This window comes from Anaerolineales bacterium (assembly GCA_030583885.1).
In the GTDB taxonomy this organism is placed as follows: domain Bacteria; phylum Chloroflexota; class Anaerolineae; order Anaerolineales; family Villigracilaceae; genus Villigracilis.
Genome location: CP129480.1, coordinates 410,648 through 436,097, shown reverse-complemented (window position 1 = coordinate 436,097; position 25,450 = coordinate 410,648). Strand labels below are relative to the sequence as shown.

The 25,450-nt window shown below is 54.8% G+C and carries 28 protein-coding genes and 1 tRNA gene; 15 read left to right on the top strand and 14 right to left on the bottom strand.

The window, feature by feature from the left end; all coding sequences use genetic code 11:
* Positions 1–6: 6 nt before the first annotated feature.
* A complete protein-coding gene (locus QY332_02150; protein ID WKZ36729.1) occupies positions 7–2,316 on the bottom strand; it encodes a response regulator in 2,310 nt (769 codons plus the stop codon).
* Positions 2,317–2,552: 236 nt separating this feature from the next.
* Here QY332_02150 and QY332_02145 point away from each other — a divergent pair, with 236 nt between their 5' ends.
* The 6 genes from QY332_02145 (at position 2,553) to QY332_02120 (ending at position 7,166) form a co-directional block, all read left to right on the top strand.
* Positions 2,553–2,975 (top strand): cobalamin B12-binding domain-containing protein, encoded by a 423-nt coding sequence (locus tag QY332_02145; GenBank protein ID WKZ36728.1) that lies wholly within the window; start codon positions 2,553–2,555, stop codon positions 2,973–2,975.
* 52 nt (positions 2,976–3,027) lie between these two features.
* The gene (meaB, locus tag QY332_02140) at positions 3,028–4,035 is read left to right on the top strand and encodes a methylmalonyl Co-A mutase-associated GTPase MeaB (protein WKZ36727.1); all 1,008 of its coding nucleotides are present in this window, start codon (positions 3,028–3,030) and stop codon (positions 4,033–4,035) included.
* Complete coding sequence (locus QY332_02135) at positions 4,032–4,586, top strand: GNAT family protein (protein WKZ36726.1); 555 nt, start codon at positions 4,032–4,034, stop codon at positions 4,584–4,586. Before meaB ends, QY332_02135 begins: the two co-directional genes overlap by 4 nt.
* Positions 4,587–5,576, top strand: coding sequence for a ribose-phosphate diphosphokinase (locus tag QY332_02130; protein ID WKZ36725.1), 990 nt, complete (start codon positions 4,587–4,589; stop codon positions 5,574–5,576).
* Positions 5,577–5,638: 62 nt separating this feature from the next.
* Positions 5,639–6,442 carry a DNA-formamidopyrimidine glycosylase gene (gene mutM, locus QY332_02125; GenBank protein WKZ36724.1) on the top strand — a complete coding sequence of 268 codons (804 nt, stop codon included), beginning with the start codon at positions 5,639–5,641 and terminating at the stop codon, positions 6,440–6,442.
* 4 nt (positions 6,443–6,446) lie between these two features.
* Positions 6,447–7,166 carry a hypothetical protein gene (locus tag QY332_02120; protein ID WKZ36723.1) on the top strand — a complete coding sequence of 240 codons (720 nt, stop codon included), beginning with the start codon at positions 6,447–6,449 and terminating at the stop codon, positions 7,164–7,166.
* A 5-nt stretch (positions 7,167–7,171) separates the two neighbouring features.
* Here the strand turns inward: QY332_02120 and QY332_02115 are convergent, their stop codons facing one another.
* The 4 genes from QY332_02115 to QY332_02100 are packed head-to-tail and all read right to left on the bottom strand — an operon-like array spanning position 7,172 to position 9,687.
* Positions 7,172–8,017, bottom strand: a complete 846-nt coding sequence (locus QY332_02115; GenBank protein WKZ36722.1) for a universal stress protein — start codon at positions 8,015–8,017, stop codon at positions 7,172–7,174.
* A gap of 6 nt (positions 8,018–8,023) precedes the next feature.
* The gene (locus QY332_02110) at positions 8,024–8,605 is read right to left on the bottom strand and encodes a chromate transporter (GenBank protein ID WKZ36721.1); all 582 of its coding nucleotides are present in this window, start codon (positions 8,603–8,605) and stop codon (positions 8,024–8,026) included.
* Positions 8,602–9,117, bottom strand: a complete 516-nt coding sequence (locus QY332_02105) for a chromate transporter (GenBank protein WKZ36720.1) — start codon at positions 9,115–9,117, stop codon at positions 8,602–8,604. The genes QY332_02110 and QY332_02105 overlap by 4 nt, the downstream gene beginning before the upstream one ends.
* 42 nt (positions 9,118–9,159) lie before the next feature.
* Positions 9,160–9,687 (bottom strand): methylated-DNA--[protein]-cysteine S-methyltransferase, encoded by a 528-nt coding sequence (locus QY332_02100; protein WKZ36719.1) that lies wholly within the window; start codon positions 9,685–9,687, stop codon positions 9,160–9,162.
* A 236-nt stretch (positions 9,688–9,923) separates the two neighbouring features.
* Between QY332_02100 and QY332_02095 the strand changes: the two genes are divergently transcribed.
* Entirely contained in the window at positions 9,924–10,913 is a 990-nt protein-coding gene (locus QY332_02095) for a prephenate dehydrogenase (GenBank protein ID WKZ36718.1), read from the top strand.
* Positions 10,910–11,149, top strand: a complete 240-nt coding sequence (locus QY332_02090) for a GIY-YIG nuclease family protein (protein ID WKZ36717.1) — start codon at positions 10,910–10,912, stop codon at positions 11,147–11,149. Before QY332_02095 ends, QY332_02090 begins: the two co-directional genes overlap by 4 nt.
* A 32-nt stretch (positions 11,150–11,181) precedes the next feature.
* On the opposite strand, the gene QY332_02085 is transcribed toward QY332_02090, so the two are convergent.
* Positions 11,182–11,733 carry a phosphoribosyltransferase family protein gene (locus QY332_02085; protein ID WKZ36716.1) on the bottom strand — a complete coding sequence of 184 codons (552 nt, stop codon included), beginning with the start codon at positions 11,731–11,733 and terminating at the stop codon, positions 11,182–11,184.
* Between the two features lie 87 nt (positions 11,734–11,820).
* Between QY332_02085 and QY332_02080 the strand changes: the two genes are divergently transcribed.
* The 6 genes from QY332_02080 to QY332_02055 all read left to right on the top strand — a co-directional run bounded on the left by QY332_02080 (position 11,821) and on the right by QY332_02055 (position 17,772).
* Positions 11,821–12,057 (top strand): hypothetical protein, encoded by a 237-nt coding sequence (locus QY332_02080; GenBank protein WKZ36715.1) that lies wholly within the window; start codon positions 11,821–11,823, stop codon positions 12,055–12,057.
* Positions 12,048–12,566 carry a CRISPR-associated protein Cas4 gene (cas4, locus tag QY332_02075; protein WKZ36714.1) on the top strand — a complete coding sequence of 173 codons (519 nt, stop codon included), beginning with the start codon at positions 12,048–12,050 and terminating at the stop codon, positions 12,564–12,566. Before QY332_02080 ends, cas4 begins: the two co-directional genes overlap by 10 nt.
* Before the next feature lie 29 nt (positions 12,567–12,595).
* Positions 12,596–13,459, top strand: coding sequence for an NAD(+)/NADH kinase (locus tag QY332_02070; GenBank protein WKZ36713.1), 864 nt, complete (start codon positions 12,596–12,598; stop codon positions 13,457–13,459).
* Positions 13,456–13,977, top strand: coding sequence for a hypothetical protein (locus QY332_02065; GenBank protein ID WKZ36712.1), 522 nt, complete (start codon positions 13,456–13,458; stop codon positions 13,975–13,977). The genes QY332_02070 and QY332_02065 overlap by 4 nt, the downstream gene beginning before the upstream one ends.
* A gap of 3 nt (positions 13,978–13,980) precedes the next feature.
* Positions 13,981–15,717: a DNA repair protein RecN gene (gene recN / locus QY332_02060; GenBank protein WKZ36711.1), complete on the top strand. Its 1,737-nt coding sequence runs from the start codon at positions 13,981–13,983 to the stop codon at positions 15,715–15,717.
* 288 nt (positions 15,718–16,005) lie between these two features.
* Positions 16,006–17,772 carry a hypothetical protein gene (locus QY332_02055; GenBank protein ID WKZ36710.1) on the top strand — a complete coding sequence of 589 codons (1,767 nt, stop codon included), beginning with the start codon at positions 16,006–16,008 and terminating at the stop codon, positions 17,770–17,772.
* A gap of 568 nt (positions 17,773–18,340) precedes the next feature.
* On the opposite strand, the gene QY332_02050 is transcribed toward QY332_02055, so the two are convergent.
* Positions 18,341–18,415 (bottom strand) — tRNA-Arg (locus QY332_02050).
* 269 nt (positions 18,416–18,684) lie between these two features.
* Here QY332_02050 and QY332_02045 point away from each other — a divergent pair.
* Positions 18,685–19,281 carry a class I SAM-dependent methyltransferase gene (locus QY332_02045; protein WKZ36709.1) on the top strand — a complete coding sequence of 199 codons (597 nt, stop codon included), beginning with the start codon at positions 18,685–18,687 and terminating at the stop codon, positions 19,279–19,281.
* A gap of 96 nt (positions 19,282–19,377) precedes the next feature.
* On the opposite strand, the gene QY332_02040 is transcribed toward QY332_02045, so the two are convergent.
* From QY332_02040 to QY332_02010, 7 genes are all read right to left on the bottom strand, one after another.
* Positions 19,378–20,466 (bottom strand): endonuclease/exonuclease/phosphatase family protein, encoded by a 1,089-nt coding sequence (locus QY332_02040; GenBank protein WKZ36708.1) that lies wholly within the window; start codon positions 20,464–20,466, stop codon positions 19,378–19,380.
* Between the two features lie 246 nt (positions 20,467–20,712).
* Positions 20,713–21,108 carry an SdrD B-like domain-containing protein gene (locus tag QY332_02035; protein WKZ36707.1) on the bottom strand — a complete coding sequence of 132 codons (396 nt, stop codon included), beginning with the start codon at positions 21,106–21,108 and terminating at the stop codon, positions 20,713–20,715.
* A 31-nt stretch (positions 21,109–21,139) separates the two neighbouring features.
* Positions 21,140–22,693 carry an NAD(P)/FAD-dependent oxidoreductase gene (locus tag QY332_02030; protein ID WKZ36706.1) on the bottom strand — a complete coding sequence of 518 codons (1,554 nt, stop codon included), beginning with the start codon at positions 22,691–22,693 and terminating at the stop codon, positions 21,140–21,142.
* Between the two features lie 102 nt (positions 22,694–22,795).
* Positions 22,796–23,758: an NAD(P)-dependent alcohol dehydrogenase gene (locus QY332_02025; protein WKZ36705.1), complete on the bottom strand. Its 963-nt coding sequence runs from the start codon at positions 23,756–23,758 to the stop codon at positions 22,796–22,798.
* 23 nt (positions 23,759–23,781) lie between these two features.
* Positions 23,782–24,177 (bottom strand): DUF6326 family protein, encoded by a 396-nt coding sequence (locus tag QY332_02020; GenBank protein ID WKZ36704.1) that lies wholly within the window; start codon positions 24,175–24,177, stop codon positions 23,782–23,784.
* 2 nt (positions 24,178–24,179) lie between these two features.
* Complete coding sequence (locus tag QY332_02015; GenBank protein WKZ36703.1) at positions 24,180–24,554, bottom strand: hypothetical protein; 375 nt, start codon at positions 24,552–24,554, stop codon at positions 24,180–24,182.
* A 5-nt stretch (positions 24,555–24,559) separates the two neighbouring features.
* The gene (locus QY332_02010; GenBank protein ID WKZ36702.1) at positions 24,560–25,207 is read right to left on the bottom strand and encodes a hypothetical protein; all 648 of its coding nucleotides are present in this window, start codon (positions 25,205–25,207) and stop codon (positions 24,560–24,562) included.
* Between the last annotated feature and the right edge of the window lie 243 nt (positions 25,208–25,450).

Genomic DNA, 25,450 nt, shown 5'->3' with positions numbered 1-25,450 from the left:
TTACGATTACAAAAAACGCTGGATTGTTTGCAGGAGTGCTTTCAGGCTGATCGGTTTGCTCATATATTCGTTTGCGCCTGCCTTGAGACAGCGCTCGCGGTCGCCGGGCATGGCAAAGGCCGTGATCGCAATAATGGGGATGGAAACAAAACGAGGGTCTGACCGCAGGCGGCGGGTTGCCTCCAGGCCATCCATGCCCGGCATTTGAATGTCCATCAGGACGACATCTGGAACGCTCTCTTCCATGATCTCCAGCACTTCCAATCCGTTGTGTGCAACGCTCACGTTGAATCCGCGGTCCTCCAGATAATCCTTTATCACGATCACATTGGTTTCATTATCCTCTGCAAGCAGGATGCTCCCCAGCCGGGCAGGCGTGACAGTGGAACCTGTTGCGATCCCGCCCGCATCTTCCTTCAACCGCACGTCAGGCAGGCCTGTGTCGGATGAGGGAATTACCCGGGTCTGCTTCCAGGGCAATACCAAGGTGAAGCGGCTGCCCCCGCCGAGCTTGCTTTCGGCTGCGACCTCTCCGCCGTGCATGTCCGCCAGTTTCCTGACCAGTGCCAGCCCCAGGCCTGAACCTTCGTGGTGGCGCGATAGACTGCTGTCCAATTGAACAAAGGGGTTGAATAATTTTTGCAGGTCCTCCGCTGAAATCCCAATGCCGGTGTCTAGAACCGAGAAACGGATCTGGTTTTGTTCGGTGTCGGTTTGAACCTCCAGTTTTATCTCCCCGTGTTGCGGCGTGAATTTGGCCGCATTATGCAACAGGTTGACCAGCATTTGTTTGAGCCGTTTTGGGTCCGCAACGATGCTTGGTTGTTCCGGCGCAGGTGAATATTCGACGGTGATGGATTTCCTCATGGTCAGTTCATGGATGAAATTCAGGCTTGCTCGGCAGATCTCGTCCACACCGACGGTCTGCGGGATGATGTCGAGTTTGCCGGCTTCGATCTTGGATATGTCCAGGATGTCGTTGATCAGGTCCAGCAGGTGCCTTCCGCTGGAGGCAATGATCTCGATACGGTTTTTCTGGTCATCGTTGAGCGGACCATGCATGCCCTCCAGCAGGGTTTCGGAGAATCCCAAAATGCTGTTGAGCGGCGTGCGCAATTCGTGACTCATGTTCGCCAGAAACTCATTCTTGACCCGGTTCGCGTACGTAAGTTCGGCCGTGCGCTCCTCCACCCGTCTTTCCAGATCACTGGCATGCTGCCTGACCATTCCCTCGGCTTCTTTCCGTTCTGTGACGTCGCGGTAATTGATGACGATTGCATTGACGCTCGGTTCATCCAGCAGGTTGGTCGCCACCACCTCAACCCAGCGCCATGCGCCGCTGGAATGTCTCATACGGAACAAGCCGCGTTCGACGTTATTGGGATTTTTGACAAGCTCCAAAAAGCGGACATGTGCGGTCTCCGCATCCTGCGGGTGCAGCAATTCAAAGATGCTTCGGCCTACGAATTCATCCGCGGCATATCCGAGGGTTCGCATCGTGGCGGGACTTTCCCACAACAGGGTGCCGTCCGCGGCGAGCAGTGAAATATTATCAAGACCATTTTCGATCAGCACGTGCAGGCGTCTCTCGCTGTTTTTCAGGACTTGCTCGGCTCGTTTTCGTTCGGTGACATTGGTGGTGGTGACAATGACTTTGGAGAAATCCTTTTCATGCCCGGGGACAACCGACCAGCCCAGGCTGATCTCAAGCGGCTCCCCCGTGAGCGTTTCATCCGTCCCCTCCCAATAGTTGCCGGTCCTTCCCTCGGCAATTGCAATAAAGTCCTCGTGGATGTGTTCCATTTCACCCCTGCCGAGGATCTGTTTCGTGTTGCGGATCAATTCGTCCTTGCTTTTTGCGCCGTACATGCGCACCGCGGCAATGTTGGCGTCCAGGATCTTGATCATCCCCAGACATTCCACGGCGGCGTTCGGAGCGGAGGTAAAGTGGGCATGGAAATCGGTGATCCCCTGATGCTTCAGGGAGTCGAGGTGTTTTTTGACCCGCGAAAAATCCTCCTCCCATATGGCGACAGGCGTACCTTCAAACAAGGTTCGATAGCGCTGTTCGCTTTTATTAAGCCGCGCGGTATGGCTGTGGATCAGCCAGTACAAAAGGATGGATGTGACGATGATGAATCCCCAGCCTTTGTATATGCTGATCAGGACAAGCGAAGCGCTGTCCGTTGCAACCGCGGCGGCAAACTGGTCGGAGTACAGGATCCACAGCCATCCCACCAGTAAATAGATCCCGGTTATCCTTAAAGCGCTTTGATCCCGTTTGAACAGCGTGATGATGCGGAAACGGTCAGTCATTTGCTGCCTCCGTCCATAAAAGAACATCAAACCTGGTGACCCTCGATCCTTCGCCAGCCGGTTATGCAATGGAATTAAGTATAGCATTTCCGCGTTGATAATTTTAGGCGCAAATACTTGCAAATGGGATACAAAAAAAGGATCCCCGCCGCATGCCTTCACCCTGTTTTCACTTATAAGTGAAGCGGCTTTATGATACATAGTATAATGTCAACGAAATTTCCCTCGGAGGAAAAATGACTGATAAGAAGACCAGTCCTGGGCAAGATCGAAGGATACGTGTGCTCGTGGCAAAACCCGGTTTGGACGGACACGACCGCGGCGCAAAGGTGGTTGCCCGCGCCCTGCGCGATGCCGGCATGGAGGTCATTTACACCGGCCTGCGCCAGACCCCTGAAATGATCGCCGAAGCCGCGCTTCAGGAGGATGTGGATGTGGTCGGGCTCTCCATCCTCTCCGGCGCGCACATGGCGTTGACCCCGCGGGTGATGGAATTGCTGAGAGCCAACGGGCAGACTCACGTGAAAGTCTTTATCGGAGGCATCATTCCGGATGAGGACCTGCATCGCTTGATCGAGATGGGAGTGGCCGGTGTCTTCGGTCCCGGCGCCTCCACCGAAGACATCGTCCGTGACGTGCGGATGGCAATGACAGGATGAAGTTTTCAATAACACAGAGTGCAGCAGGCTCTGTGTTTTGTTCTTAATGTTAATGACATATTCTCAGGCAGTTCTCAACGGTGACCGTCTCGCATTGGCGCGCCTGCTCACACAGGTGGAAAACAATGCGCCCGAAGGGCGCATTGCATTGATCGAACTTTTTCCACACACAGGCAGGGCGCATCTTATCGGCGTGACGGGCGCGCCGGGTACCGGCAAATCATCGCTCGTCAACCAGCTTGCTTTGCTGTACCGCAGAGCGGAGAACAGGCGTGTGGCGGTCGTTGCGGTGGATCCATCCAGCCCGTTCACAGGCGGGGCGGTGCTCGGCGACCGCGTGCGCATGCGCGACCTTTCCGGCGACCCCGGCGTGTTCATCCGTTCCATGGCAACGCGCGGTTCACTGGGCGGGCTGGCGCAGGCAACTGCAAACATTGTGCAAGTTTTCGATGCGGCAGGTTTTGATATTATCATGATTGAAACTGTCGGCGCCGGACAAAGCGAGGTGGATATAGCCCGCCTCGCGCATACCACGCTGGTTGTGGAGGCGCCCGGCCTTGGCGATGATATTCAAGCCATCAAAGCCGGCATTTTGGAAATTGCGGATATCCTTGTCATCAACAAGGCGGACAGGCCCGGCGTGGAAAATACCGAGAAGGCATTAAAGTCCATGCTGGATCTGGCACACCCGAGCGAGCGTGTCTTCCGGCATCACGGTTCCAGCATGCGGACGCCTGCCGCCAAACAGGATGCATCCGCCGCGCCGATGTGGATACCCCCCATTCAAAAAACGGTTTCCACGGAAAGCAAAGGGATTGTGGAACTGGCAGAGTCCATTGCGCGGCATGCGGCGCACCTCCGTCAGGGCGGAGATTGGGCTGTTCGTGAGCGGGCCAGGCTCGAGGTCGAGCTGGAGGCGTTGATCCGCGAATCGCTGCTGGAACGCTTCCATGAGGCTGTGCCTCAAAACGAGTATGAGGATGTGCTCGCGAAGGTCATCCAAAGAAATATTTCGCCGTGGGAAGCGGTAACGAGGTTGTTGAAGGAAAGGTCGAAATGAGCATCATGTATGGCGGACGGGTGCGTTTGCGCGCTGTGGAGCGCGAGGATATAAATAAGTTTCACGAATGGGTGAACGACCCCGAAGTGACCCGCGGACTGGCGTTGTATTTGCCGATGTCCATGACGGACGAGGAGGGCTGGTTCAATGCCCTTGGGCGGCGCGATCAAAAGGAGAAACCCCTGGCGATTGAAGTGCGCAGGGGCAGGAAGTGGAAGTTGATCGGCAATTGCGGTGTGTTTGACCTGGATCCTGTGAACCGTTCTGCTGAACTTGGGATTTTGATCGGTGATAAATCTGAATGGAATAAGGGATACGGTTCGGAAACGATGACCCTGCTTTTGCGTCACTGTTTTGAGACCCTGAACCTGAACCGCGCATTTTTGCGGGTCTATACGGATAATGTCCGGGCTGTGCGCTCCTATGAAAAAGCGGGCTTTGTTTTGGAGGGACGTTTGCGGGAGGCGGTATTTAAATTCGGAAAATATGAGGATGTCCTGATCATGAGCGTTTTACGCCCGGAGTGGACCTCCCGAAAGAAGGAGAAGTAGATGCACCATGTTCATCGCGACTTGAAGGTATATGGCGGGATCAAACTTTTTGCGGGCAGCGGCGCGCCGGAGCTGGCTCAAAAGATCGCGGATTATCTTGGCCAGCCTTTGAGCGGGCGCGAGGTGATCGAGTTCCCGAACGAAAACCTGTTCGTGAAATTGAGCGGCAGCGTGCGGGGACAGGATGTGTATTTGATCCAGACCACCTCCTCGCCTGTGCACCGCAATCTGATGGAACTATTGATCATGATTCAAACCCTGCGGCTGGATTCGGCGGCGCGCATTACGGCGGTTGTGCCGTATCTGTGTTACGGCCGTTCGGATAAAAAAGACCAGCCGCGTGTGCCGATCACCGCGCGTTTGATCGCAGACATGCTTGAAGTGGCCGGTGCAGACCGCTACATGACCCTTGATCCGCACGCAGGACAGGTGCAGGGCTTCTTTTCCATCCCCGGCGATGTGCTGACCGCATCCCACCTGCTGGTGGATCATATCAACACGACACTGCGTCCAAAGATGCAGGACCCGGTGGTCGTTTCCGTGGACCTGGGCTTTGCGAAAAAAGGGCGTAATTACGCGGCGGACATGGACATGCCGATTGCTTTCATTGAAAAGCGGCGTCTGGGAAATGAAGCCAAGGCTGAAGCGTTGACCCTGATCGGGGAGGTGAAAGACCGTGATGTCATCATCGTGGATGATGAGGTGGATACCGGCGGTTCCATTGCCCAGGCTGTGGATGTTGTGAAAAAGAACGGCGCGCGGGATGTGTACCTCGTGTTTGTCCATGCCATTCTCTCAAGTGACGGTGCGGAACGGCTGGCGTCGCTGCCCATCAAACAGATCATTACAACGGACTCCGCTCCGCTCTCGCCTGAAAAAATGAAGCACCTTAAAGGACGGATCACGGTGCTGTCGGTCGCCTCCCTGCTCGGCGAGGTGATCAAACGCGCGCACGAGGGGCGCTCTGTGGGTGAGATGTTCAATGAATAGAATGACTGTTGGCGGTTGGCAGGCAGCCTTTCGCCAACCGATGATGGCCAACCGCTAAAACCATGCCCGAACTTCCCGAAGTTGAAACCATTGCCCGTGCCATAGAACCGCAGATTACCGGAAGGACCATTGTTTCCGCCGATGTGTTCTGGGCGCGGACGCTCGCTGTGCCATCTGTAAAAAAATTCAAGGATCAGGTTAAAGGGCAGAGGATTATGGGGGTTTCACGGCGTGCAAAGTACCTTGTTCTCCAGCTCCAGGATTACAATCTCCTTGTACATTTGCGAATGAGCGGGGATATAATTATCAGGCAGGGTAAAACCAAACCGGAAAAGCACGACCGCCTCCTGCTGAACTTTTCGAACAGCAGGCAGCTTGCCTTCAACGATACCCGCAAATTCGGGCGTGTCTGGTTGACCGACCAGCCTGAAACGATCCTCGGCAGGCTGGGTCCCGAACCGCTGGAAAAGGGGTTCACGCCGCAGTGGCTGTATGAAAACCTGAGCAGTCGCAAACGTCAACTGAAACCGCTGCTCCTGGACCAGACCTTTCTTGCCGGTCTCGGAAACATTTACACGGACGAATGTCTGCACATCGCAAAACTGCATCCGCTGGCCCTGTCGAATGCGGTGACGAAGAGACAGGCTGGGGCTTTGCATGAAGCGATCCGCTCCGTGTTGAGGGAGGGCATCCGCCGCAACGGCGCCAGCATAGACTGGGTCTACCGCGGCGGGGATTATCAAAACCATTTCCGTGTGTATGACCGCGAAGGCAGCCCCTGCCCGGTCTGCGGCACGGAAATAAAAAAGGTCATAGTTGGCCAGCGCGGCACGCATATTTGTCCGAAGTGCCAAGGAGTGAGGTAACGCAATGATCATAGATTTTTCCCCTACGCCCGTTTTTTACATCATCATCGGCCTGCTGGTCGGCATGTTCGTCGGCTGGGTCGGCGGTTTCTTCGACGCCAATAACCGCACGGCCCAAAAAATAAAGACCGCGGAGACAAATGCGGAAATAAAAATGCAGGAAGCCGAATTGAAACTCAAACAGGCCGGGGAACAGCTTGCGCATGGATCCCCGTCTTCCGAGAGTGTGCAGGATGACCCCGGGCTTTTGCGGATAAAGAACAGGGATGGGCGCATCATGCTCGAGATGGACGGTGCACCCGTGACGGGAACCCTCTCTCCCGAGAAGAAGAAACGGCTGATCGAATTGATCACTTTCTTTCGCCCCTGGCTTGAAGGCGGCGGGACTTCCCCCCAGCTGCCGCAGACTCCGCCCATGCCTGCACCTGCTGTTCAGGAACCTGCATCCCGTCCTTTGCAACCCGTCAAGAAACCTGAAGCGGAAAAAAATATCCGTTCTCTCAGCATCGTCCAGCAAATAGATACGGTCCTGCAGGCGCGTCTTATGGATACATCCCTCGATAAAAGAGGGATTCGCCTGCAGGAATCTCCCGAAGGCGCGGTGGAAGTGTATGTCGGCCTGCAAAAATTCCACTCTGTCGACGATGTCCCCGATGAAGTCATCAAAGCGGTGATCCGCGGCGCAATTTCAGAGTGGGAAGACAAGTACACGCCGCGCTTATAGTTTTCTTATTTCCTCTTATACCTTGCCGTCAGTACCGGGCACGGCGCACCGTCGGCGATCTCTGCGGTGACGTTCGGGGAATATAACTGGCGCAATAAATTCGCGCTGTATTGTGAGCCCATGCACAGCAGGTCGTACCCCCCTTCTTTAACCTCAGCCAGGATCTCCTCCACCACATTGCCCTGACGCGCCCTGACCGCTGCGGTCAAGCCGTCTTCTTTTGCGATCTCCAGGGCCTGGCGCAGGCTTTTCCCGACCGGCGTGTCTGTTTCTTCCGGATGCTGCCAATTCTCGCGCAGTGTCCTTGTGGTCGGGTAATCCAAATTCATGGGTGGCATAATATGAAGCAGGGTGATCTCCGCGCGGCTCTTTAGTGCAATTTGCATGGCCAGATGCTCGGCGGTTACCTCGTAGCCGAGTCCGCCCACACAGATCAAAATATTCCTGGGCGGCAGTTTGGATACAGGCACATACAGGATCGGCTGTTCGATCTCTTCCAAAAGTTGACGAATGGAGCGCCCTGCCAGCAGGCGGCGGATTTGCGGACGCCCCAGTGGACCCAGCATGACGATGAAATTTCCCTGTCTTGCCTTGCGCGGAATGATCTCCTCCGCGCTTCCGTTCTGGACCTCGAGGCTGTACGCCGTCCCATTTTGCTGGAACAACCCGACAGCGCGTTCGAAGATATCCTCCAGCGGGTGGTGGTCGTCTATCGCAGCAGGACTCAGGGTTTCGGTCACACCGAGCAGCGAGATCTTCGAGTCAAGCGTCTTTGCCAGCCATGCGCCATATTCGATGGCCTGCCATGTCCCTTTGAATCCGTTGGTTGGAATGAGGATTTCAGGTTTCATTGTTTTCTACCGAAAGATGAATAATCCAAGAGTCCCTGCGCCGACCAGAACATATTGCGGAGGAATGTCCAGGAAGACGAGGGCGATGAAGCTCAAAACGGCGATTAGAATTACGCGCCACTTTATTGATTTTTGACCGGCAGCGCGGAATAACTGCCATGCCACAATCGTCAGCAGCACACCGACTGCGGGTCCCATGCCTTTGATGAAGCCTTTCATCCATTCCTGTCCCTCCATGCGGACGAGGACAAATGCCGCAGTGAACATTAGAAAGGTGGGGGGGATGATCGCGCCCAGGAGTGCCGCAAGCAGCCCGGGGATGCCCCCGCTGGAATAACCGATGAACATTGCCAGTTTGAGCGCTTCACTGCCCGGCACCAGGTTGGAAAAACCAACCGCCTCCACAAATTGCGCCTCGGTCATGATCTTCCCGACGGTTTCCTTGTATAGCAGGCCAACGGATGTGGGGCCGGCGGTGGTCAGCAGGTTGACCTTTAGAAAGATCCAGAACAGCCGCAGGTCCACAATGAACCAGGAGCGGGTTTTTGCCGCGGCTGTTTCCTCGTTGGATGCATGCGCCGGTTTCATCGAAATAAAAAAATCCCTGCAATGCCGCATGCCAGAAGCACCAATGGAGCAGGCGCATCGCGCAGTAATGCGATCAGGCTGATGCCTGCCAGTGTTAGCGCCTGCCAGCCGACCTCCCCGCTTCCGTTGAATATCTTCCATGCAACGGTCAGGATGAGCACCGCGACAGCCGGCGTCAACCCCTCCACAAAGCGGCTGACCCATGCCTCGCGCTGCATGCGGTGAAGCACCAATACCACGCCAAGCATTAACACCGTGGGCGGGAGGATGGCGGCCAGCAGGGATACCAGTCCGCCGGGGATGCCGGCCACGGTATAGCCGACGAACATGGCAAGTTGCAACGCGTCACTACCGGGCAGGAGCGTGGAAAGCCCGACCGCCTGTACGAATTGTTCATCGGTTAGAAACCGTCCCACGGCTTCGTTATAGAGCAGCCCGGTGGATGCCGAGCCGGAGGTGCTGAGCAGGTTGATCTTTAGGAAGATCCAGAAGAGGGTCAGGAGGATGTTCACGGAGAGGTTGGTTATGGATGCTGGTTTGGATGTCCAAGTCTATCATGCAATCACAGCCCCCTCCATTTTCAACAACCATTCCTTCGTGGGCAGGCCGTCCCCGCCGCCGTACCCGTGGAGTTTTCCGTCCCTGCCGATGACACGGTGGCAGGGAATGACAAGCGGCATGGGGTTTGTGGCATTTGCCCGCCCAACGGCGCGGTATGCATGCGGATGCCCAATCTGCGCGGCGATCCCGGCGTAGGTGCGCGTCTCACCGTAGGGGATTTCGTACACCGCTTTGAGCATTTTCTGCTGAAATGGGCGCAAGGTTGACCAGTCAATGGCGAAGGTGAAGCGGCGGCGTTTGCCTTTCAGGTACTCGCCGAGTTCCTTTGCGTAGGGGTGGATGTGTTTTTGGCTTTCCTCCACATTTCCTTTCAGACGGTGGAGCAGGTAGTCGATTAATTGGGGCTTTGCATCTGCCCACTCGACCGCAACCAGACCGAAAGCGGAGACAGCGAGGCGAAAATCGCCCAGTGGGGTGCCGTTTAGTTCGCCAAGATGGATTTTGGAGGAGAAAGATGCCATTTTGCCATCCTTTTTTAAGTGAAACCGATTACAAACTTGTTAATTGTTGGACAATCGTAGGGTAGTCGTAGGTTTTGCGTCAAGTTGTTTTGAGACAATCATGATAAATTTACTGGCGTAAGGTGATTTCTCTTCTCCTCCTTTCAAAGAGAACCGCGGTCGGCGTCCGCGGTTCTCGTACTTTAAGAGGGGACATCCGCAGTATAATCGCGTCATCAAACTCTTGCGAGGGTAACATGCCTGTACAAATCACAATTATTGGTCTGGGCCAAATTGGCGCGTCCCTGGGGTTGGCGCTTGCTTCCCATAAAGATCAGGTTATAACGACCGGTCACGACAAGGATTTCAGCATCGAGCGGCTGGCACAAAAAAACAGCGTTGTGGATAAAACCAGTCATAACCTGCCAGGCGCGGTGGAGAATGCGAACATTGTCGTGCTTGCCATCCCCGTCCATCAGGTTCGTGAAACTTTGAGATATATTTCACAGGATCTGAAAAGAGGCACGGTTGTGGTGGATACCACTCCGATCAAAACCGAGGTGGCAAAGTGGGCGCAGGAAATCCTGCCGGACGGTGTTCACTATGTGGGACTTGTCCCTGCGATCGGGCCTGAATATCTGCATGAGACGGGTACAGGCCTGGACTCAGCCCGGGCGGATCTATTCTCGAAGAGCCTTTTCCTGCTTTCAGCCCCTCGCGGCACGCCCAGCGACGCCCTGGAATTGATATCGGGGCTGGTCGGTTTAACGGGCGGCAACGTAATGATCACCGATTTTGTTGAATCGGATGGTTTGATGGCTTCCGCGCATTTGCTGCCACAATTGGTTTCTGCATCCCTGTTGAATGCGACCATCCCTCAGCCCGGCTGGCAGGAAGTCCGTAAGGCGGCCAGCCGAACTTACTTCGCCGCCACATCCGCCTTGGCAGATCAGGAGGATACCGAGGCATTGCACATGCTTGTCCTGCAAAACCGCGGGAATGTTCTGCAAAAACTGGATGCAATGATCACCGCCCTGCTTGAACTGCGCAATGATATCGAAGATGCCAATGAACAAGCCCTGAAGGACCGCCTGGAACAAGCGCAGGATGGACGCCGGACCTGGCTGAACGAACGTTTCGCGGCAAACTGGACGGGGGTGAAACGCGCGCCCATCGAGAAGATATCCATAAAGGAAAGATTGTTTGGCACGATGTTCAACAAGCCTGATGATAAAAAGACAAAATGACCTGCTATTGTTACATCCTCGAATGTGCGGATGGAACTTACTACACCGGCTGGACAACCGACCCCGAACGGCGCGTAAAACAACACAATAAAGGTGACGGCGCACGTTATACAAAAACAAGGCGGCCTGTGAAACTGGTGTACAGCGAAGCACAGCCGGATAAAAAGTCGGCCATGAAAAGAGAGAGGGCCATAAAAGCCCTGCCACGAAAAAAGAAAATGGAGTTGTTTACGTAGCAGGGGCGACGCATGCGTCGCCCCTGCAGGTTTTAATCGGTGAACAATGGCAGATGCCCCAGCGAGTGGATGTTCATCCACTGGGCGCGGTCGCCTTCAGTGAGGATCGCGGCCTCGCCCACGATCGCTGCGCCGGCTTTATCGAGGATCATGCGCATCCCCTGCAGGGTGGAGCCTGTGCTGATCACGTCGTCCAGGATTAAAGCCTTCTTGCCTTTAATGACCCCGCGGTCCTTTTCATCGAGGATCAGCACCTGCGGCTGGCCGGTGGTGATGGAAAGGGTTTCGGCCTTTAGCGCGTCACCCATGTACGGCTTGTACATTTTACGAAGGATGATATACGGCTTTTTTGTTTCCACGGAAAGCGCATACGCCAGCGGAATGGATTTGGCTTCCGCGGTAACGAGGATATCGTAATCAACAGCCTTTAGTTTTTTGGCAAGTTCATGCGCGCAGGCTTGTACCAATTCCGTATCGCCAAGGATGTTGAGGATGGCGATCCGCAGGCCGGGTTTGATCTTAAAAAGCGGCAGGTCACGTTTTATCCCTGCGATCTCAATGGAATAGACTTCACGTTCGGTCATGGGATTCCTCCATGGGAAATTTGCAGGGGTAGTTTATCACGATTTAACCGCATCCAAGAATTAGAAAATTTGTGCTATACTCTGCCCATGCGTCCGATCCGCTCTTCCGATATTGGCAGCTACCTGTATTGCCGCCGCGCCTGGTGGTATCGCAAGATTGGGACTCCCTCCGAAAACCAGACCGAACTCGCGGCTGGGACCGACCTCCACCGCCGCCACGGACGCCAGGTACTCGCCTCGCTTCTCACGCGGACCGTGGGCTGGGTCCTGTTTCTGGCGGCTGTCCTCACGCTGGTGGCGTACCTTTCCTTTCAATGGCTATGACCCACATTATTTTCCTCCTGTTCCTCCTGTCCATTCTCTTTTTCTGGCAGTCGAACCGCCAGCAGAAGGCCGCCGGTCTGCCCGGCGGGCGCGTCATCTACACCGATACGGACGGCTGGGGCAGGGTGGAGAAGCCTCTTTATTATGCGGTGCTTGGTCTGACGGGCAAACCCGACTATTTGATGGAAAAGAACGGACAGCTCATCCCTGTGGAGGTGAAGTCCGGGCGTGCGCCCGAGGCACCCTATGACTCGCATATTTTTCAACTGGCATCATATTGTCTGCTGGTTGAGAAAACCTACAATAAACGCCCGCCGTATGGGATCATCCATTACGAGAACCGTGATTTCTCGGTGGATTACACGCGGGAATTGGAGTCGGCTTTGATCAGCTTGTTAACGGACGTGCGGCATGATGAAGCGCGGAAAAATGTGCCTCGTTCGCATGAGCAGGCATCCCGTTGTAAGCGATGCGGATATCGTAATGTCTGTGATCAGAGACTGGCGTAACGCAGGCAGACAAAAGGTATAATTTCGGCATGTCTGCATCCTTCATCCCCAGGAGTCCGATTATCGCGGCATACCCAAAGATGCCGGAAGCCTTTGCGGAAGCGGAAGCCATGTCTGGCTTTCTGAAGGAAAGGGGCATGGAAGCGCCGTTCGGTTCCCTGTACGATGAGGCGCTCCGCAGGCGTGTCAAAAAAGGTGAGTTTGACATGCTCATTGCTGTCGGCGGGGATGGCAGCATGCTGCGGGCAGGTCATTTGTGTGCGCCTTCGCGTGTTCCGATTTTGGGTGTAAACCTCGGCAGGCTTGGGTTTTTGATCCAGATTGACCGTCAGGAATGGCGCGCGCATTTTGAAAAATTATTCAAGGGCGAGGCCTGGATCGAAAACCGTATGATGCTGCGCGCGGAGCATATCCGCGCAGGGGAAAGCCTGGGCAGTTCGAATGCGTTGAATGAAGTGGTCGTTGGGCGCGGTCAGAACCTGCGTCCCGTGCGTCTGACGGCTTCGGTGGATAATCGTCAACTGGCCAGTTACGTTGCCGACGGGTTGATTGCATCCACGGCGACAGGTTCCACCGCGTACGCCCTGGCTGCGGGCGGACCCATCCTGCCGCCGGAACTGCGGAATATTTTGCTCGTGCCGATCGCTCCCCACCTTTCCGTCGACCGCGCGGTCGTTTTGTCGGAAGGCTCCTCCGTGAGCATTGTTGTGAAAAGCGAGAACACGGTCTTAAGCGTGGACGGTCAGCCGCCGACACCTTTGATGGAGGATGATCAGGTGATGGTGACCGCCGCCGATGTGACCGCACAGTTCGTCCGCTTTGGAGACCCGGGTTATTTCTATAGGAACATCACTGCACATATGAATGAAAACTCAACAGGATTTCCACGATGACCGAAACTACAACGTTGTATTGTTATGCCCATCCCACACGCGAGACCTCCCTGCGCTGCAAGCGTTGTGATAACCCCATTTGCACATCCTGTGCGGTCCGTATGCCGACGGGCTACATCTGCAAGGATTGCTCCCGCGCCCATAAAAAGGTGTTCGATACGGCGCTCTGGCATGACTTTGTCCTGGGATTTGTGACCGCCGGTATTCTTTCAGCCCTGGCCTCCTTTTTGGTGACCCTGATCGGCGGGATTGGTTTCCTGGGCTGGTTCCTGATCCTGCTTGGCTCTCCCACGGCAGGCACGATCATTGCCGAGGGGGTGCGGCTGGTCACGGGCAGGCGCCGCTCGCGACCGCTTTTTCTTACCGTTGCGGCCGGTGTTGTGCTTGGTGTATTGCCCATTGTTTTGCTGCAGTTGGTCACCATGAATTTCTTCGGCATTCTTTTTCAGGCCATTTATCTAGTGATTGCCGTGCCGTTGGTGTATACCCGCCTTTCCGGAATTCAACTTTTTAGATAAACCATGCTTACCGAACTTCACATCCAGAATTTTGCAATCATAGATAAACTCGATCTGCGTTTCGGGCCGGGACTCATCATCCTGACCGGTGAAACAGGCGCGGGAAAATCCATCATCCTCGATGCGGTGGTCATGCTCATCGGCGGCAAGGCGGACACGACCTTTGTCCGCACCGAGTCGGATGCCGCGTTTGTCGAGGCTGTATTCCAGCTCAAAGGTCCCGAAAAAGAGGCGGTGCACGAGATCCTTGCCCGCGAGGAATTGATGGACGATCCCAATTATGTGGTCTTGATGCGCGAGGTCCGCAAGGAGGGACGCAGTGTGGCGCGTGTCAATGGGCGCACGGTGAATGTTGGCTTGTTGAAGGAGTTGGGTGCGTTGTTGATCGACATCCACGGCCAGGCGGAACATTTGTCCCTGCTGGATCCGCGCGCGCACCTCGGCCTGCTGGACCGTTACGCGGAAGTTGCCAAACCGTTGACAGAGTACCGCCAGACGTACCACGCCTTGTTGAACCTGCGGCGCGAGTTGGGCGACCTGCGCAAGGCGCAGGCGGATGCGGACCGACGCATCGAAACCCTCACCTATCAAGCCGAGGAGATCGAAGCCGCAAAATTGAAAGCCGGCGAGGACGAGCAACTTCGCAAGGAACGCGACAGACTGGCGAATGCCGAGTCGCTGGCGAAGAATGCGCAGGAAGCCCTTGCAGTGCTGGAGGAAGGCTCCCCGGAAACTCCCGCGGCAACGGACCTGGTGGGGCAGGCCGCGCAGGCGCTGGCGGCGCTCGCAAAAATAGATGAAGGCCAGGTTGAGCTGGCGAATCAGGCCGAGGTCATGCTGGATACGATGTCCGACATCATCCATGGTGTGCGGAATTATCTCGAAGAGATCGAGTTTAATCCAAAGAGATTGGATGAGGTGGAGGAGCGTCTGGACCTGATCCACTCGCTCACGCGCAAATACGGCGGGAATATCCCGGCCGTCAACGCGTACGGAGAGGACGCGCGCAAACAGCTGGAGACCATCACCGGTGCGGCAGACCGCATCGATGAGCTGGAAATGCAGGAGGCCAAACTGCTGGAGAAACTCGCCAGGCAGGGCGGCGCGCTTTCCGAAAAACGAAAATCCGCCGCCGCTGAAATGGGCAAGGGCATTGAACTTGAACTCGATGATTTGAAGATGGCATCCGCCCAATTTGGCGTCGACTTCCAGACCAGGCCGGATCTCAACGGCGCGCCTATTGCGGACGGGACGCGCATCGCCTTCGACCAGAACGGTTTCGACCGCGTGGAATTTCTCGTCGCACCCAACCCCGGCGAGGGGCTCAAGCCGCTGGCAAAGATCGCCTCCGGCGGCGAGACCTCGCGCCTGATGCTTGGTTTGAAAAACGTCATGGCGCGCGCCGACGAAGTGCCCGCCCTTATTTTCGATGAAATTGACCAGGGTATCGGTGGACGCGTGGGCATGGTGGTCGGGCAAAAACTCTGGAATCTCTCGCGCACCCATCAGGTGTTCTGCGTCACGCACCTCCCGCAGCTGGCCGTCTTTGGCGAACAGCACTATCAGGTCCAGAAACTGGTCGACAAGGGACGTACCCTCACCCGCGTCGAAGTGCTGGACGGCGAAGCCCGCCTGCTCGAACTCTCACAAATGCTCGGCGAAGTGGGCGAGGGCACGCTGCGCTCGGCACACGAGTTATTGCAGACTGCCCGCCAAATGATAAAAGAGACAAAAAAATAGAATCAAAAAAAAGCGGAGATATCAAACCTCCGCTTTTTTTGTTCGTGTTAGTTACCCCCCCCATGGTTTCGCCGGGACATCTGAAGGCACACTCTACAATAACCTCCACAAACCTGTGCGCTAATTCACGAACTTAAGGGGGATTTTATCGCGGGGCTGTTTGTAATAAATTAAGACCGATTCCAGTAAAACTTAATTTATTTGGGAGGTGACCGCCTGACCAATTTTCACTGCACTCACACCGGGGGAAGGGACCTGTCAGGAACGGAAACCTCAAGGAGGAACCTGATGCAGAAAAAACACGGCGCTCACCCGGTCTTTAAAATCTGTACCACCCCGCCTGCCTTAACGTTCATATTCATTATCGTTGCAGTAATTCTTATCGCTTGTAATTTACCGGCAAATCCACCCGATGGTACGCAGGAGTTCTCCGACCAGAACGCGCGCATGTACCAGATGTATTTCGACTCGTCTGCGGACCCGGCGCTGAACGAACTCCAAAAAAGGCGTTTCATCGGTCATTTGCATCTTACCGATATCGAAGACATCTTTGGCGACATTCAATCCCTGCCGATGGACGAGGACTGCAATTATTTCGGCGGACCGACATTGCATGAAGGTTTGATCTGGTATCTCACAGTCACCGCGGACTTGGTCGGCGTCAATCTGGTCAGTGTGTCTCCCGATGGCACCCGCAGTTCCGCCTTTGACCTGGACGGCGACCGGGTGGTTGACATCCTCGACGTGCGTCTCGGCGACAACCGCCGCTTCTCTTTCTTCACCGAACAGTTGGGGCTGGACGTTTTTAGAAATTGGCTGCAGGGACTGGATCCCTTCTGCAATTCCGAACTGATCCGACAACTTGGACTGCCGGAACTCGGCTGTGACGAGAGAGGCGACGGTTCTTCCGGCGGCGGAGATGGATTTGCGCCCGGCTCCGGCATCATCGATCCCTTTGATATGATTTGTTCCGAATATGATAGCGGGCCGGGGTCTCAGATTATGACCGGCGCAGTGCGCGCCAATATGATTTTTCATAGTGCAAGTAGTTTCGGGTATGGCAATGGATTTAGTCGAACCACTTACACCTATGTCCAAACCGGCAGTGACGGAGAAATAGTAGTGGTAAGCAGGATCATGGTAGATACGTTCGACGATGGTACGGGTGTAAGAACTGTTCAAATAATTTCAGAAACCGTCAATATGGATGGCTATGGTTCTCGCGTCATCACAAAGTTTCATGCCGATGGATCTGAAGCTCAGCGTACCGAAGCATTCACAGTTACTGAGGGAGACGAAGGCAATGCTGGTTACTCATCAGAGGCTACAACCCCACCGCCGCCAGATCCAGTACCGGAAGGCCCTCGAAGTGACCCTCCGCCAAGCAGCGGCGGGACCGAGGGTAACCCCGGCCCGGAAGGGGACGACTCGGCCATCGCAGAATTCTGCCAGCGCCGCGCCAACCACCGCAGCGGTGCGGAACAAGCCGCCAGCACCGACCCCTCCTCGATGAGCGTCAGTTGCGACGACCTGGTCGGCGCGCCAGCCGGCGGCAACTGCACGATCATCGAATGGGCAAGACCGGAGGACTTCCGCAGCGTGCTCCACCCATCCTCCGATAATGGTTGCGACACCTTCCAATCGCCTGATGATAGCCGCCATTGCGAACCGTCCAATATTCAGGAGCGCCTGCGCGGACTGACCTCCCATCTGTGGTCGCTCGATATACCGGAGGTCACCATCTGCCCGGCCGTTGTGTGCGACCCCGCTCAGTCGGCCGACCTTCGCACCTACACCGCAGGCGGGATCGAATTCTCCTGCCCCGTGCCCGTCTTGGAACCTTCTGTTGGGGAGACTCCCACCCTGGTACCTTCGGCCAACACCTGCCCGCCCGGGACCTATTTTGCGCCGGGCAGGGGGCTCTGCATCCAAAATCCCCAGGGCGACGGCGATGGCGGCAGCGCAGGAGGGGGATGCAACTTATCCATTGCAGCCTGCAGCGCCCAGGGACAGTCCTTTGATGGAAACAAATGTGAATGTGTGGATATCCAGTGATTGGATCATACGTTTTGTATGGAAAGATCTGAAAAAATAGAATCAAAAAGCGGACGTGTGAATTCGTCCGCTTTTTTGTTGGTTTTGTCACTTAACCCATAAGTTTGCCACGCCTGGAAGCATAAGTTTGCCGCGATTTACTCATAGCGAATCGTCAAAAATCATGAATTGAAAAAGGAATGGAAGGATAAGTTTGCCGCAAGTACATTCTGGAAGCATAATGTTGCCGAAAAAAAATTACGTATTTTCACACAAAATGGGTCCCAGCTGTGATTAATTGCCTCGAAAAGATCTGAGGCGAGACGCAACTTGATCAAATGCTAACGATTTTGTCCGGAAATCGGTAACTCGCGCTGTTGTGTCAGTTGCAATATCCCCAATCTGGAAGCATAAGTCTGCCAAAGCGGCAGACTTATGGGTTAAGTTACAGGTTTCAATTATAAGATTAAATGATGACCGCCAGGGTGAGGGGGGCACCCTAGCGGTCATCGTTTGCAATAATACTACCACTGCAGTAAATATGCAAGCCTATTTTAATAAGAGAATCATTAAAAGCCGGGGGAATTCATGGTGCCCTGAGTAGGAATCGAACCTACATCTAAGCCTTAGGAGTGCCTTGTTCTATCCATTGAACTATCAGGGCGACGCTGGGATTATACACAAAAGGCGGGAATCCATCCACCGCCTCTTGCAAAACGTTAACGTCCATAGTCCACGAACAATGCTAAAATATCCTCATGAACACCGCACGACCGCCCTGCTAAGCCGTACTCCCCTTAACTTCCAAAAAACCCACACCCGATGACCTCGACGGTGCCTGACGCAGCCGTCTATTCGTATTTAAGCGCGCCCGTGCTCCGCCCCGTTCCAATTTGTCGCACTCCCTCAACTTCGACAAATTGGAGGTTTCAAATGGAAACAATTCGGGGCCGAACGTCCCATACTTTGGATTTAACTGAATTACGCACGCGGCTCGCAAACTATAACCGCATCACACTCGACCTCGGAACGGGTGACGGAACATTTGCCTTCCACCATGCCCGAGCATTTCCCCGTCACTTCGTCATCGGCGTGGACTCGTGCCGCGAGAACCTGCGCGAACATTCGCGCGCCAAGTTGCCGAACCTGCTTTACGTCATCGCCAGCGCTCAATCCCTGCCTCACGAGTTGAGCGGACTGGTCTCGCACATCACCATCAACTTTCCCTGGGGCAGTCTGCTGGAAAGTTTGCTCAATGGCGATCCGCGGCTCCTGTGCGGGCTTGAATCCGCTTTGGGTGGGGCAGGCGGGCTCGAGGTCCGTTTGAACGGAGGCGCATTGGCAGAGGCGGGCTGGGGTCTGCAGGGCGGCGCGGAGCGGGTCCGATTGAGTCTTGAATCTGGGGGCTGGAAAACCAGTTTTCCCACGATGATGGATTCGCGCGTCTTGCGAAATTTCCCCAGCACCTGGGCAAAGCGCCTTGCCTTCGGGCGCGATCCCCGCGCGGTGCAGTTGAGCGTATGTATATAAAAATTGGGGCGCGTCTGGTGGTTTCGACGCCGTACTTGCGTTCGGTGCAAGTGTACGGATTTCGTCCTACTCAACCACCGGACGCGGCTCGAACATTTACGGAAGCGTCACTTCCATGATGACCGGCATGTGATCCGAGATGTGCAGCGTGTCCTCCAGGCGGACGTAGTGCGCGCCCAATTTCACCGAATCCGGCAGGAAAAAGTAATCGAGTATGCGGTCGGGACCGGGGATGGCGGGGTCGTTGGGCCAGCGCGTGAGCCATGCGGCGAAATCCGCGCCGCTGGCCTGCTCGAGGCTCGGCACGGCCTGGTAGCGGTCGAACAGATATTTAATTTCGCTTTGCGTGTTGTAATATTTTTGATGCTCGGGATGCAGGCGGCTGAACGACACGTCATCGGGAGGCAGCAGGTTGAAGTCGCCGCCCAACACCCAGGGAATCCCTGCCGCGCTCAACTCGACAAGGACAGCATCGATCTCGCGCAGTTGAACATCCTTGGTATCCGTGTCGTGGACGTACAGATCAAGGTGGACGGTCAATGCCGTAAATTCGCTTCCGTCCGAGACGGGCATGGTCGCTTTCAACAGCGCAGGCCTGATCTTGAACTGATCCGTGACAAAGTCGCTTTTTGCAAAGGACAGGGCGATGCGCTCTGCATCGGTGATCTTATATTTCGAGAGGATCGCATCCTCCCAGCCGACGCTGCCCTTGATGCGCGGATGCGGCACGTAAGCGGATTTCCAGCTGAAGGTGGATGTCACACACGCGTACTCCGGCAGCATGGCCATCAGGCGCGCAAGTTGATCTTCGTTGTAGGTCCGCCTGCCCCCGTTTTCGATCTCCTGGATCATGATGATATGCGGGTCCTCCGCGCGGATGACGCGCAAGGTCTCTTCGAAGGCCAGCGTAATGTCCTCCTGCGACGGCATGTCATCGGGGCCGTCATTGTTCGGCAGGTCGCTCCAGAAGACGTAATTCTTGCCAAACATGGTCTGGACGTTCCATGTCAACACCTTCAAGGATTGACCCGCCTCCAGCAGCGGCGCGGACTCAGGACACGCCACCGCCTCGGTCTCGACCGGGCCTGGGTGGTAATTCCCAAGCCACAGAAACCCGAGGGAGGCAAGCACAACCGCCAGAATGAAAACGCCAAGCCAACGCATGATCTTCACTGCAACTTTCATATCTCCTCCAAATTGGTCGATAAAACGGAACGATTTTGCATTGTAGCATGGCACTTGTTGATTTTCAACCGGGTAAAAAATTCGCAACGATTTCCTCCCACCAATACCCGGTTTTAATTTTATAACAAGGAGAAGGTCGCGCGGGAAGCGCGACCTTCTCCTTCCTCTACAAACCCTTCATCACATTATGTCCACTCACGCCGCTGACCCCGCCGTCGCCGTGGACACCGCTTCCGCAGATAGTGCCTATGGTTCTCTGATAACCCCAAAATATACCGTCGTTATCATGTCACTGCTTACATAAGCATCCAGGTTCAACTTGGTCGTCGTTCTGTATCCATTGTCAATGGCGACACAATACCTGCCAGGCTTCAGGTCGCTAAAGATCACAGCACCGTTCGAATCAGTGGGAACAAAGTTTAGGGTGCCAGTGCTGGATGTACATCCAACCTGATCAGCAAGTGCCAACCTGTGTGATGAGGCGCCTGTCTCGCCGCCATCCATGATTCCGTTTTGGTTATCATCAAAGAAAACAACAGCCTTGATCTGACCGGGATTTCCATTGTCAGTAAATGGTGGTTCGCTTTCGCCACACGCTGTGAGCAAAACTAGCATTAACCCAAATATCAATAAACGCTTCATTGGCTACTCCTCATGTTTGGTTTTGCCAATTTTACTGTAAAACCTTGACCACATTCCGTCCCGCCGCGCCGCTGACTCCGCCTCCGCCGTGGACACCGCTTCCGCATAGGTAGAGGTTGTCAATCGGTGTCTTGTGGTTGGACCAGCCCGGGATTGGACGCATGAACAGGAACTGGTCGAGCATGAGTTGACCGTGGTGGAGGTCGCCTTCGGTCAAGCCATAGGTTTCTTCAAGGTCTTGGGGAGTGAGCGATTTACGATTGACGATTGACGATTTCAGATTGGGGAAGTATTCCGCCAGAGTATCAACCGCCAGTTTTTCAACTTTCAAACCTTCAACCTGCCAACTGCTATTTTTCAACACGTACGGCGCAAATTGCAAATGGATGGAAACCGTATTACCCGAAGTCGTCACTTCGAGATAAGGCTTTTCGGAAATCTCGCCATACTTTGTCGTGTCGTAGGCTTTTTCCAAATATCGAATGGACGGGGCGACCGCCAATGTCCCTGCCGGGATGCCGTGATTGCCCTCTGTGAGCAGGTGAATCTTCGCCACCGAGCCGCGCATTTTGATGGACTGCGTGTGCCAGACGAATTCAGGCGGCAACTCCCGCGGACCAACGAGTTTGAGCAGGGTGTGTTTCGGGTCGGCGGAGGAGAGAACTGTTTTCGCGAAAATCTCTTCGCCGCTTGCAAGGACAACACCCTTTGCAATTTGATCTTCAACTTTGATGCTGGCAACTTCGGCGCCGGTTCTGATCACACCGCCGAAGGATTTCACGGCATTTGCCAGCGCCTGTGTGATTTCGCCTGCTTTGCCGACATTGACGTGTGCCAGTTCGCCGCGATTCATCCAGTTATGGATCAAGGTGTAGCCCGTGCCTGCGGACATCGGTCCCAGTGTGGAGCCGTGGATCGCAACCGAAGCAACCGCCGCTTTGACAACTTCGGATTCGAAGTATTCCTCCCCGAGTTCCTGCGCGGTCATCGGCAGGGCGCGGATGAAGTTGAGCATGTCCTTGCGCCCGGCGAGGCGCAGTTCGAGTCCGAGTTCGAGCAAGCCGTAGCCTTCGCGGATGTTCATGCTCTTTGGAAGTCGTGGCATGATCGTGGAGTAGGCGGCGTCAAGGATGTATGCCGCCTTGTCCATAAAGCGGACAAATTCGCTCCAGCGCGCTGCGTCCTTTGCGGAGATGCGTTTGATGGACTCGGTGTCGAGTGTAATGTGGTTGCCATCAGGTTGCAGGGATATAAACGCTGGTCTCGCGCCGAGCGGAGGGTTAAGTAGGCGGCGCTTGTCGACCGTATCGAAACCCGAAGTCGAAGCGGGGAGTGAGAGCTTCAAGTCTTTGACAATATCCGGGCGGAGATTTCCGCCGGTGAAGACCGAATCGACGGTGAAACCGTCGCCGAAGGATTCGGTCACGGCAGAACCGCCGACGATGGCGCGGCGTTCGAGTACCAGAACCTTTTTGCCCTGTTTGGCGAGATACGCGGCGGCGACCAGTCCATTGTGACCCGCGCCGATGATGATGGTGTCGTAGTGATTGGATGTCATTAATGATTCCTCTCCTTTTTTGCGCATTTTTCCTTTCTTCAGGTATGTTAACTTTCGTTCACATGATACCTTAGACGATGTACCGGGGCAACAATCCGTTTGCAACGGCAAGATCAAAGTCCATAATATCTATTTGATACGAATGATAATTTTTCCCGCAGCATGACCTGCGCCAACATGGCGGACCGCCTCCGCCGTGTTTTCAAGCGGATAGATTTGGTCAATAACCGGGGTGACCTTACCCGCCTCGATCAGGTCTTTGACAAAAGCCAGGTCAGCAGCATTTGGAGATGCGAAGAGATTCGTCACCGTCTGCCCGCCGCGCCGGGAGACAAGCGGGCCCATCATCAGCGACTCGAAAATTTGCCTGCCTTCTCCGCCAACCATAACATACGTCCCCTGCGGTTTGAGCGCGCGACGATAGTCCGCGAGCGGGCGATAGCCGTTGACCGCCAGAATCAAATCGTAACGCTGACCACTGCGAGTGAAATCTTCGTGGGTGTAGTCAATGACATGGTCAGCGCCCAAAGCACGCAGCCCTTCCATTTTTTTCGTGCTGGATATTGCTGTGACTTCCACACCGAAGGATTTGGCAATCTGCACCATAAACGTCCCCACGCCTCCAGACGCGCCGACAATTGCCACTCGGTTTCCAGGCTGGACGCCCCCCTTGCGCAGTCCCTGCAATGCCGTGACCGCCGCCATCGGCACCGCTGCCGCTTGCTCAAAGGTCAGGTTGGCGGGCTTCTTCACCAGCACAGACTCGCGCGCGCAGGCAAATTCTGCGAAGCCGCCAAAGCCCGTGGCAATATCACCGAAGACCTCGTCGCCCGGCTTGAAGCGGGTGACGTTTTTCCCCACAGCCTCGATGCGCCCGGCAATATCCGCGCCCATGATCTTGTCTTTCGGTCTCAAGAGACCAAAGCCCATCAGGCGTGGAACGGGTCCGCTCAACAGACGGCAATCGGCAGAGTTGACCGAGACAGCATACACTTTGACCAACACTTGGTCATCTTTCGGTGTGGGCACGGGAACCTCTGCCAGTTTCAAATGTTCGGGTCCGCCATATTGGGTTAATACAATTGCTTTCATTTCAGATTCCTTTTTTATACAGGTTAATTTTCGCTGTTCGACCATTTCAATGCATTCCAGAAAATGAACAAAAGACAGATCACTTCCACCGTTGCGAGAAAAATGTAATGCGGATACAACGTGCCTCCGCCCACAATGTAGAGTATGTAAAGAGGGCTGACGATCAGGTTCACCCGGCGATTCGCGCCATGTTCTAAGACACGGGAGAGGAAAATCATGGCGAATCCAACCGTCCCCATCACTGCGCCGAAAAGCATCAACTGCGGAATAGAAGCACCAGTGATGACTGAAGTCTGCGCCAGTTCCTCTGCTATACCGGGGATGAACAGGGAAAGGACATCTGTTTTGATGACGCTGAGCATGACCACGATCCACAAGGTAGAGAGCAGATCTCGGTTGTCGATTCTTTTGGTATTCATGCTTATTTCTCCTTCAACGTTTTGAATTGAATGACGATCAGTACAAAAATAATGATTATTTCACCTAACAGGTAGAGTGTGCCTAAAACGGTGGGTCGATATTCCGGATATAACTGTACAGTGGCGCTAATGAGCATAAACAAAGTGTTGAATACGATCAGAAATCCCACTTTGGGCTTCCTGTTAACATCTGCCATGCGCCGACAATGGATGTCGTACATCAGCAGGAAAGCCGCATACACGATCAGACCACCAATGCAGAGGGGATGAAAGCCGAACAAATTGTTCAAGGGTAGCAGCAGGACCAATGCCAGCACCAGAGAAATGCCCGTGCCAGTTCCATCCAGTTTGAAGAGCGATTTAGGGGACACTGACATGCGCTTTATGAAGCAGGATTCGGCAGGGTATTGGATAGCGCAACGATCAGGCTGCATGACAGCATGAGAAAAGCGACTGGCGCCCAAATGGCGCGTTCGCCAGCGCTGGGTGTAATGAGATTAAGAATCAGGCTCAGCGTCGAAAATGCAACAATGACCCACATCATCCACCGCGAAGCTTGTGCCCAAGCGGGCAGAATCAGGTCGGCGCGGGAGAGCGCGACCAGCGCAAAACCAACCAGCAGCACCGCTTGAAATAAGGCGGCGACGCGCAACGCAGGTGGGAATGTGCCGGGGTAGGCTCCGCCCATGGCGTATGCGCCCCAAGGCGCCCCGGCTGCCAAGGCGACCTGAAACGCGGCGGCGCCTGATGCGATGACCGCAAATCCGATTGCGGCGTACTGTGTGATTGACATAAGATTTCCTTTTGGTTTGAGGTTTGGTTTTGATTCTTCCACGCGGTTGACCGACACCAGCGGCAGACCGAGGTCACGCATCCGGCGCAGGATTCCGTACAGGGCGGGCTGATCAGTCACAGGTCCAGAAAGAAGCGTGGTTCCATCCTCTTCCAGCGTGATGGATATGCCGTCGAACCAGTCCTGCCAGCGATCATCCAAATGCCCTTCGAGCCGAATTTCGTAGAAGTGAGTCATCGTCAATGCACACAAATATACTGGCAGGGTTAGACTGTGTTCCTGACAGCAATAGATTGTTCAACGTAGTTTGTAGACTGTCGCTGTTCATAATTTACTTTCTCCTGTCTTTCTGCAATTAAATTAATTTTTGCGAAAAACAATATTTATAACGAGTAATTAGCAAAAGAAGCATTACTTCTACAACAGCCCCAATTGCAACCTCCTTCCTTTCGCTAACGAGCGCCACCTATAGGGCGATGT

Excerpts from the sequence above, each read along its gene's own strand:
- QY332_02065 (WKZ36712.1), top strand. The coding sequence starts at position 13,456 with ATGACCGAAACTACAACGTTGTATTGTTATGCCCATCCCACACGCGAG.
- QY332_02110 (WKZ36721.1), bottom strand. The coding sequence starts at position 8,605 with ATGAAACCGGCGCATGCATCCAACGAGGAAACAGCCGCGGCAAAAACC.
- QY332_02135 (WKZ36726.1), top strand. The coding sequence starts at position 4,032 with ATGAGCATCATGTATGGCGGACGGGTGCGTTTGCGCGCTGTGGAGCGC.
- QY332_02010 (WKZ36702.1), bottom strand. The coding sequence starts at position 25,207 with ATGACTCACTTCTACGAAATTCGGCTCGAAGGGCATTTGGATGATCGC.
- QY332_02085 (WKZ36716.1), bottom strand. The coding sequence starts at position 11,733 with ATGACCGAACGTGAAGTCTATTCCATTGAGATCGCAGGGATAAAACGT.
- QY332_02070 (WKZ36713.1), top strand. The coding sequence starts at position 12,596 with ATGTCTGCATCCTTCATCCCCAGGAGTCCGATTATCGCGGCATACCCA.
- QY332_02095 (WKZ36718.1), top strand. The coding sequence starts at position 9,924 with ATGCCTGTACAAATCACAATTATTGGTCTGGGCCAAATTGGCGCGTCC.
- QY332_02020 (WKZ36704.1), bottom strand. The coding sequence starts at position 24,177 with ATGAATACCAAAAGAATCGACAACCGAGATCTGCTCTCTACCTTGTGG.
- QY332_02115 (WKZ36722.1), bottom strand. The coding sequence starts at position 8,017 with ATGAAACCTGAAATCCTCATTCCAACCAACGGATTCAAAGGGACATGG.
- recN (WKZ36711.1), top strand. The coding sequence starts at position 13,981 with ATGCTTACCGAACTTCACATCCAGAATTTTGCAATCATAGATAAACTC.
- meaB (WKZ36727.1), top strand. The coding sequence starts at position 3,028 with ATGACATATTCTCAGGCAGTTCTCAACGGTGACCGTCTCGCATTGGCG.
- QY332_02040 (WKZ36708.1), bottom strand. The coding sequence starts at position 20,466 with ATGAAAGTTGCAGTGAAGATCATGCGTTGGCTTGGCGTTTTCATTCTG.
- QY332_02090 (WKZ36717.1), top strand. The coding sequence starts at position 10,910 with ATGACCTGCTATTGTTACATCCTCGAATGTGCGGATGGAACTTACTAC.
- QY332_02145 (WKZ36728.1), top strand. The coding sequence starts at position 2,553 with ATGACTGATAAGAAGACCAGTCCTGGGCAAGATCGAAGGATACGTGTG.
- QY332_02015 (WKZ36703.1), bottom strand. The coding sequence starts at position 24,554 with ATGTCAGTGTCCCCTAAATCGCTCTTCAAACTGGATGGAACTGGCACG.
- QY332_02150 (WKZ36729.1), bottom strand. The coding sequence starts at position 2,316 with ATGACTGACCGTTTCCGCATCATCACGCTGTTCAAACGGGATCAAAGC.
- QY332_02035 (WKZ36707.1), bottom strand. The coding sequence starts at position 21,108 with ATGAAGCGTTTATTGATATTTGGGTTAATGCTAGTTTTGCTCACAGCG.
- QY332_02045 (WKZ36709.1), top strand. The coding sequence starts at position 18,685 with ATGGAAACAATTCGGGGCCGAACGTCCCATACTTTGGATTTAACTGAA.
- cas4 (WKZ36714.1), top strand. The coding sequence starts at position 12,048 with ATGGCTATGACCCACATTATTTTCCTCCTGTTCCTCCTGTCCATTCTC.
- QY332_02055 (WKZ36710.1), top strand. The coding sequence starts at position 16,006 with ATGCAGAAAAAACACGGCGCTCACCCGGTCTTTAAAATCTGTACCACC.
- QY332_02120 (WKZ36723.1), top strand. The coding sequence starts at position 6,447 with ATGATCATAGATTTTTCCCCTACGCCCGTTTTTTACATCATCATCGGC.
- QY332_02130 (WKZ36725.1), top strand. The coding sequence starts at position 4,587 with ATGCACCATGTTCATCGCGACTTGAAGGTATATGGCGGGATCAAACTT.
- QY332_02030 (WKZ36706.1), bottom strand. The coding sequence starts at position 22,693 with ATGCGCAAAAAAGGAGAGGAATCATTAATGACATCCAATCACTACGAC.
- QY332_02100 (WKZ36719.1), bottom strand. The coding sequence starts at position 9,687 with ATGGCATCTTTCTCCTCCAAAATCCATCTTGGCGAACTAAACGGCACC.
- QY332_02080 (WKZ36715.1), top strand. The coding sequence starts at position 11,821 with ATGCGTCCGATCCGCTCTTCCGATATTGGCAGCTACCTGTATTGCCGC.
- QY332_02025 (WKZ36705.1), bottom strand. The coding sequence starts at position 23,758 with ATGAAAGCAATTGTATTAACCCAATATGGCGGACCCGAACATTTGAAA.
- mutM (WKZ36724.1), top strand. The coding sequence starts at position 5,639 with ATGCCCGAACTTCCCGAAGTTGAAACCATTGCCCGTGCCATAGAACCG.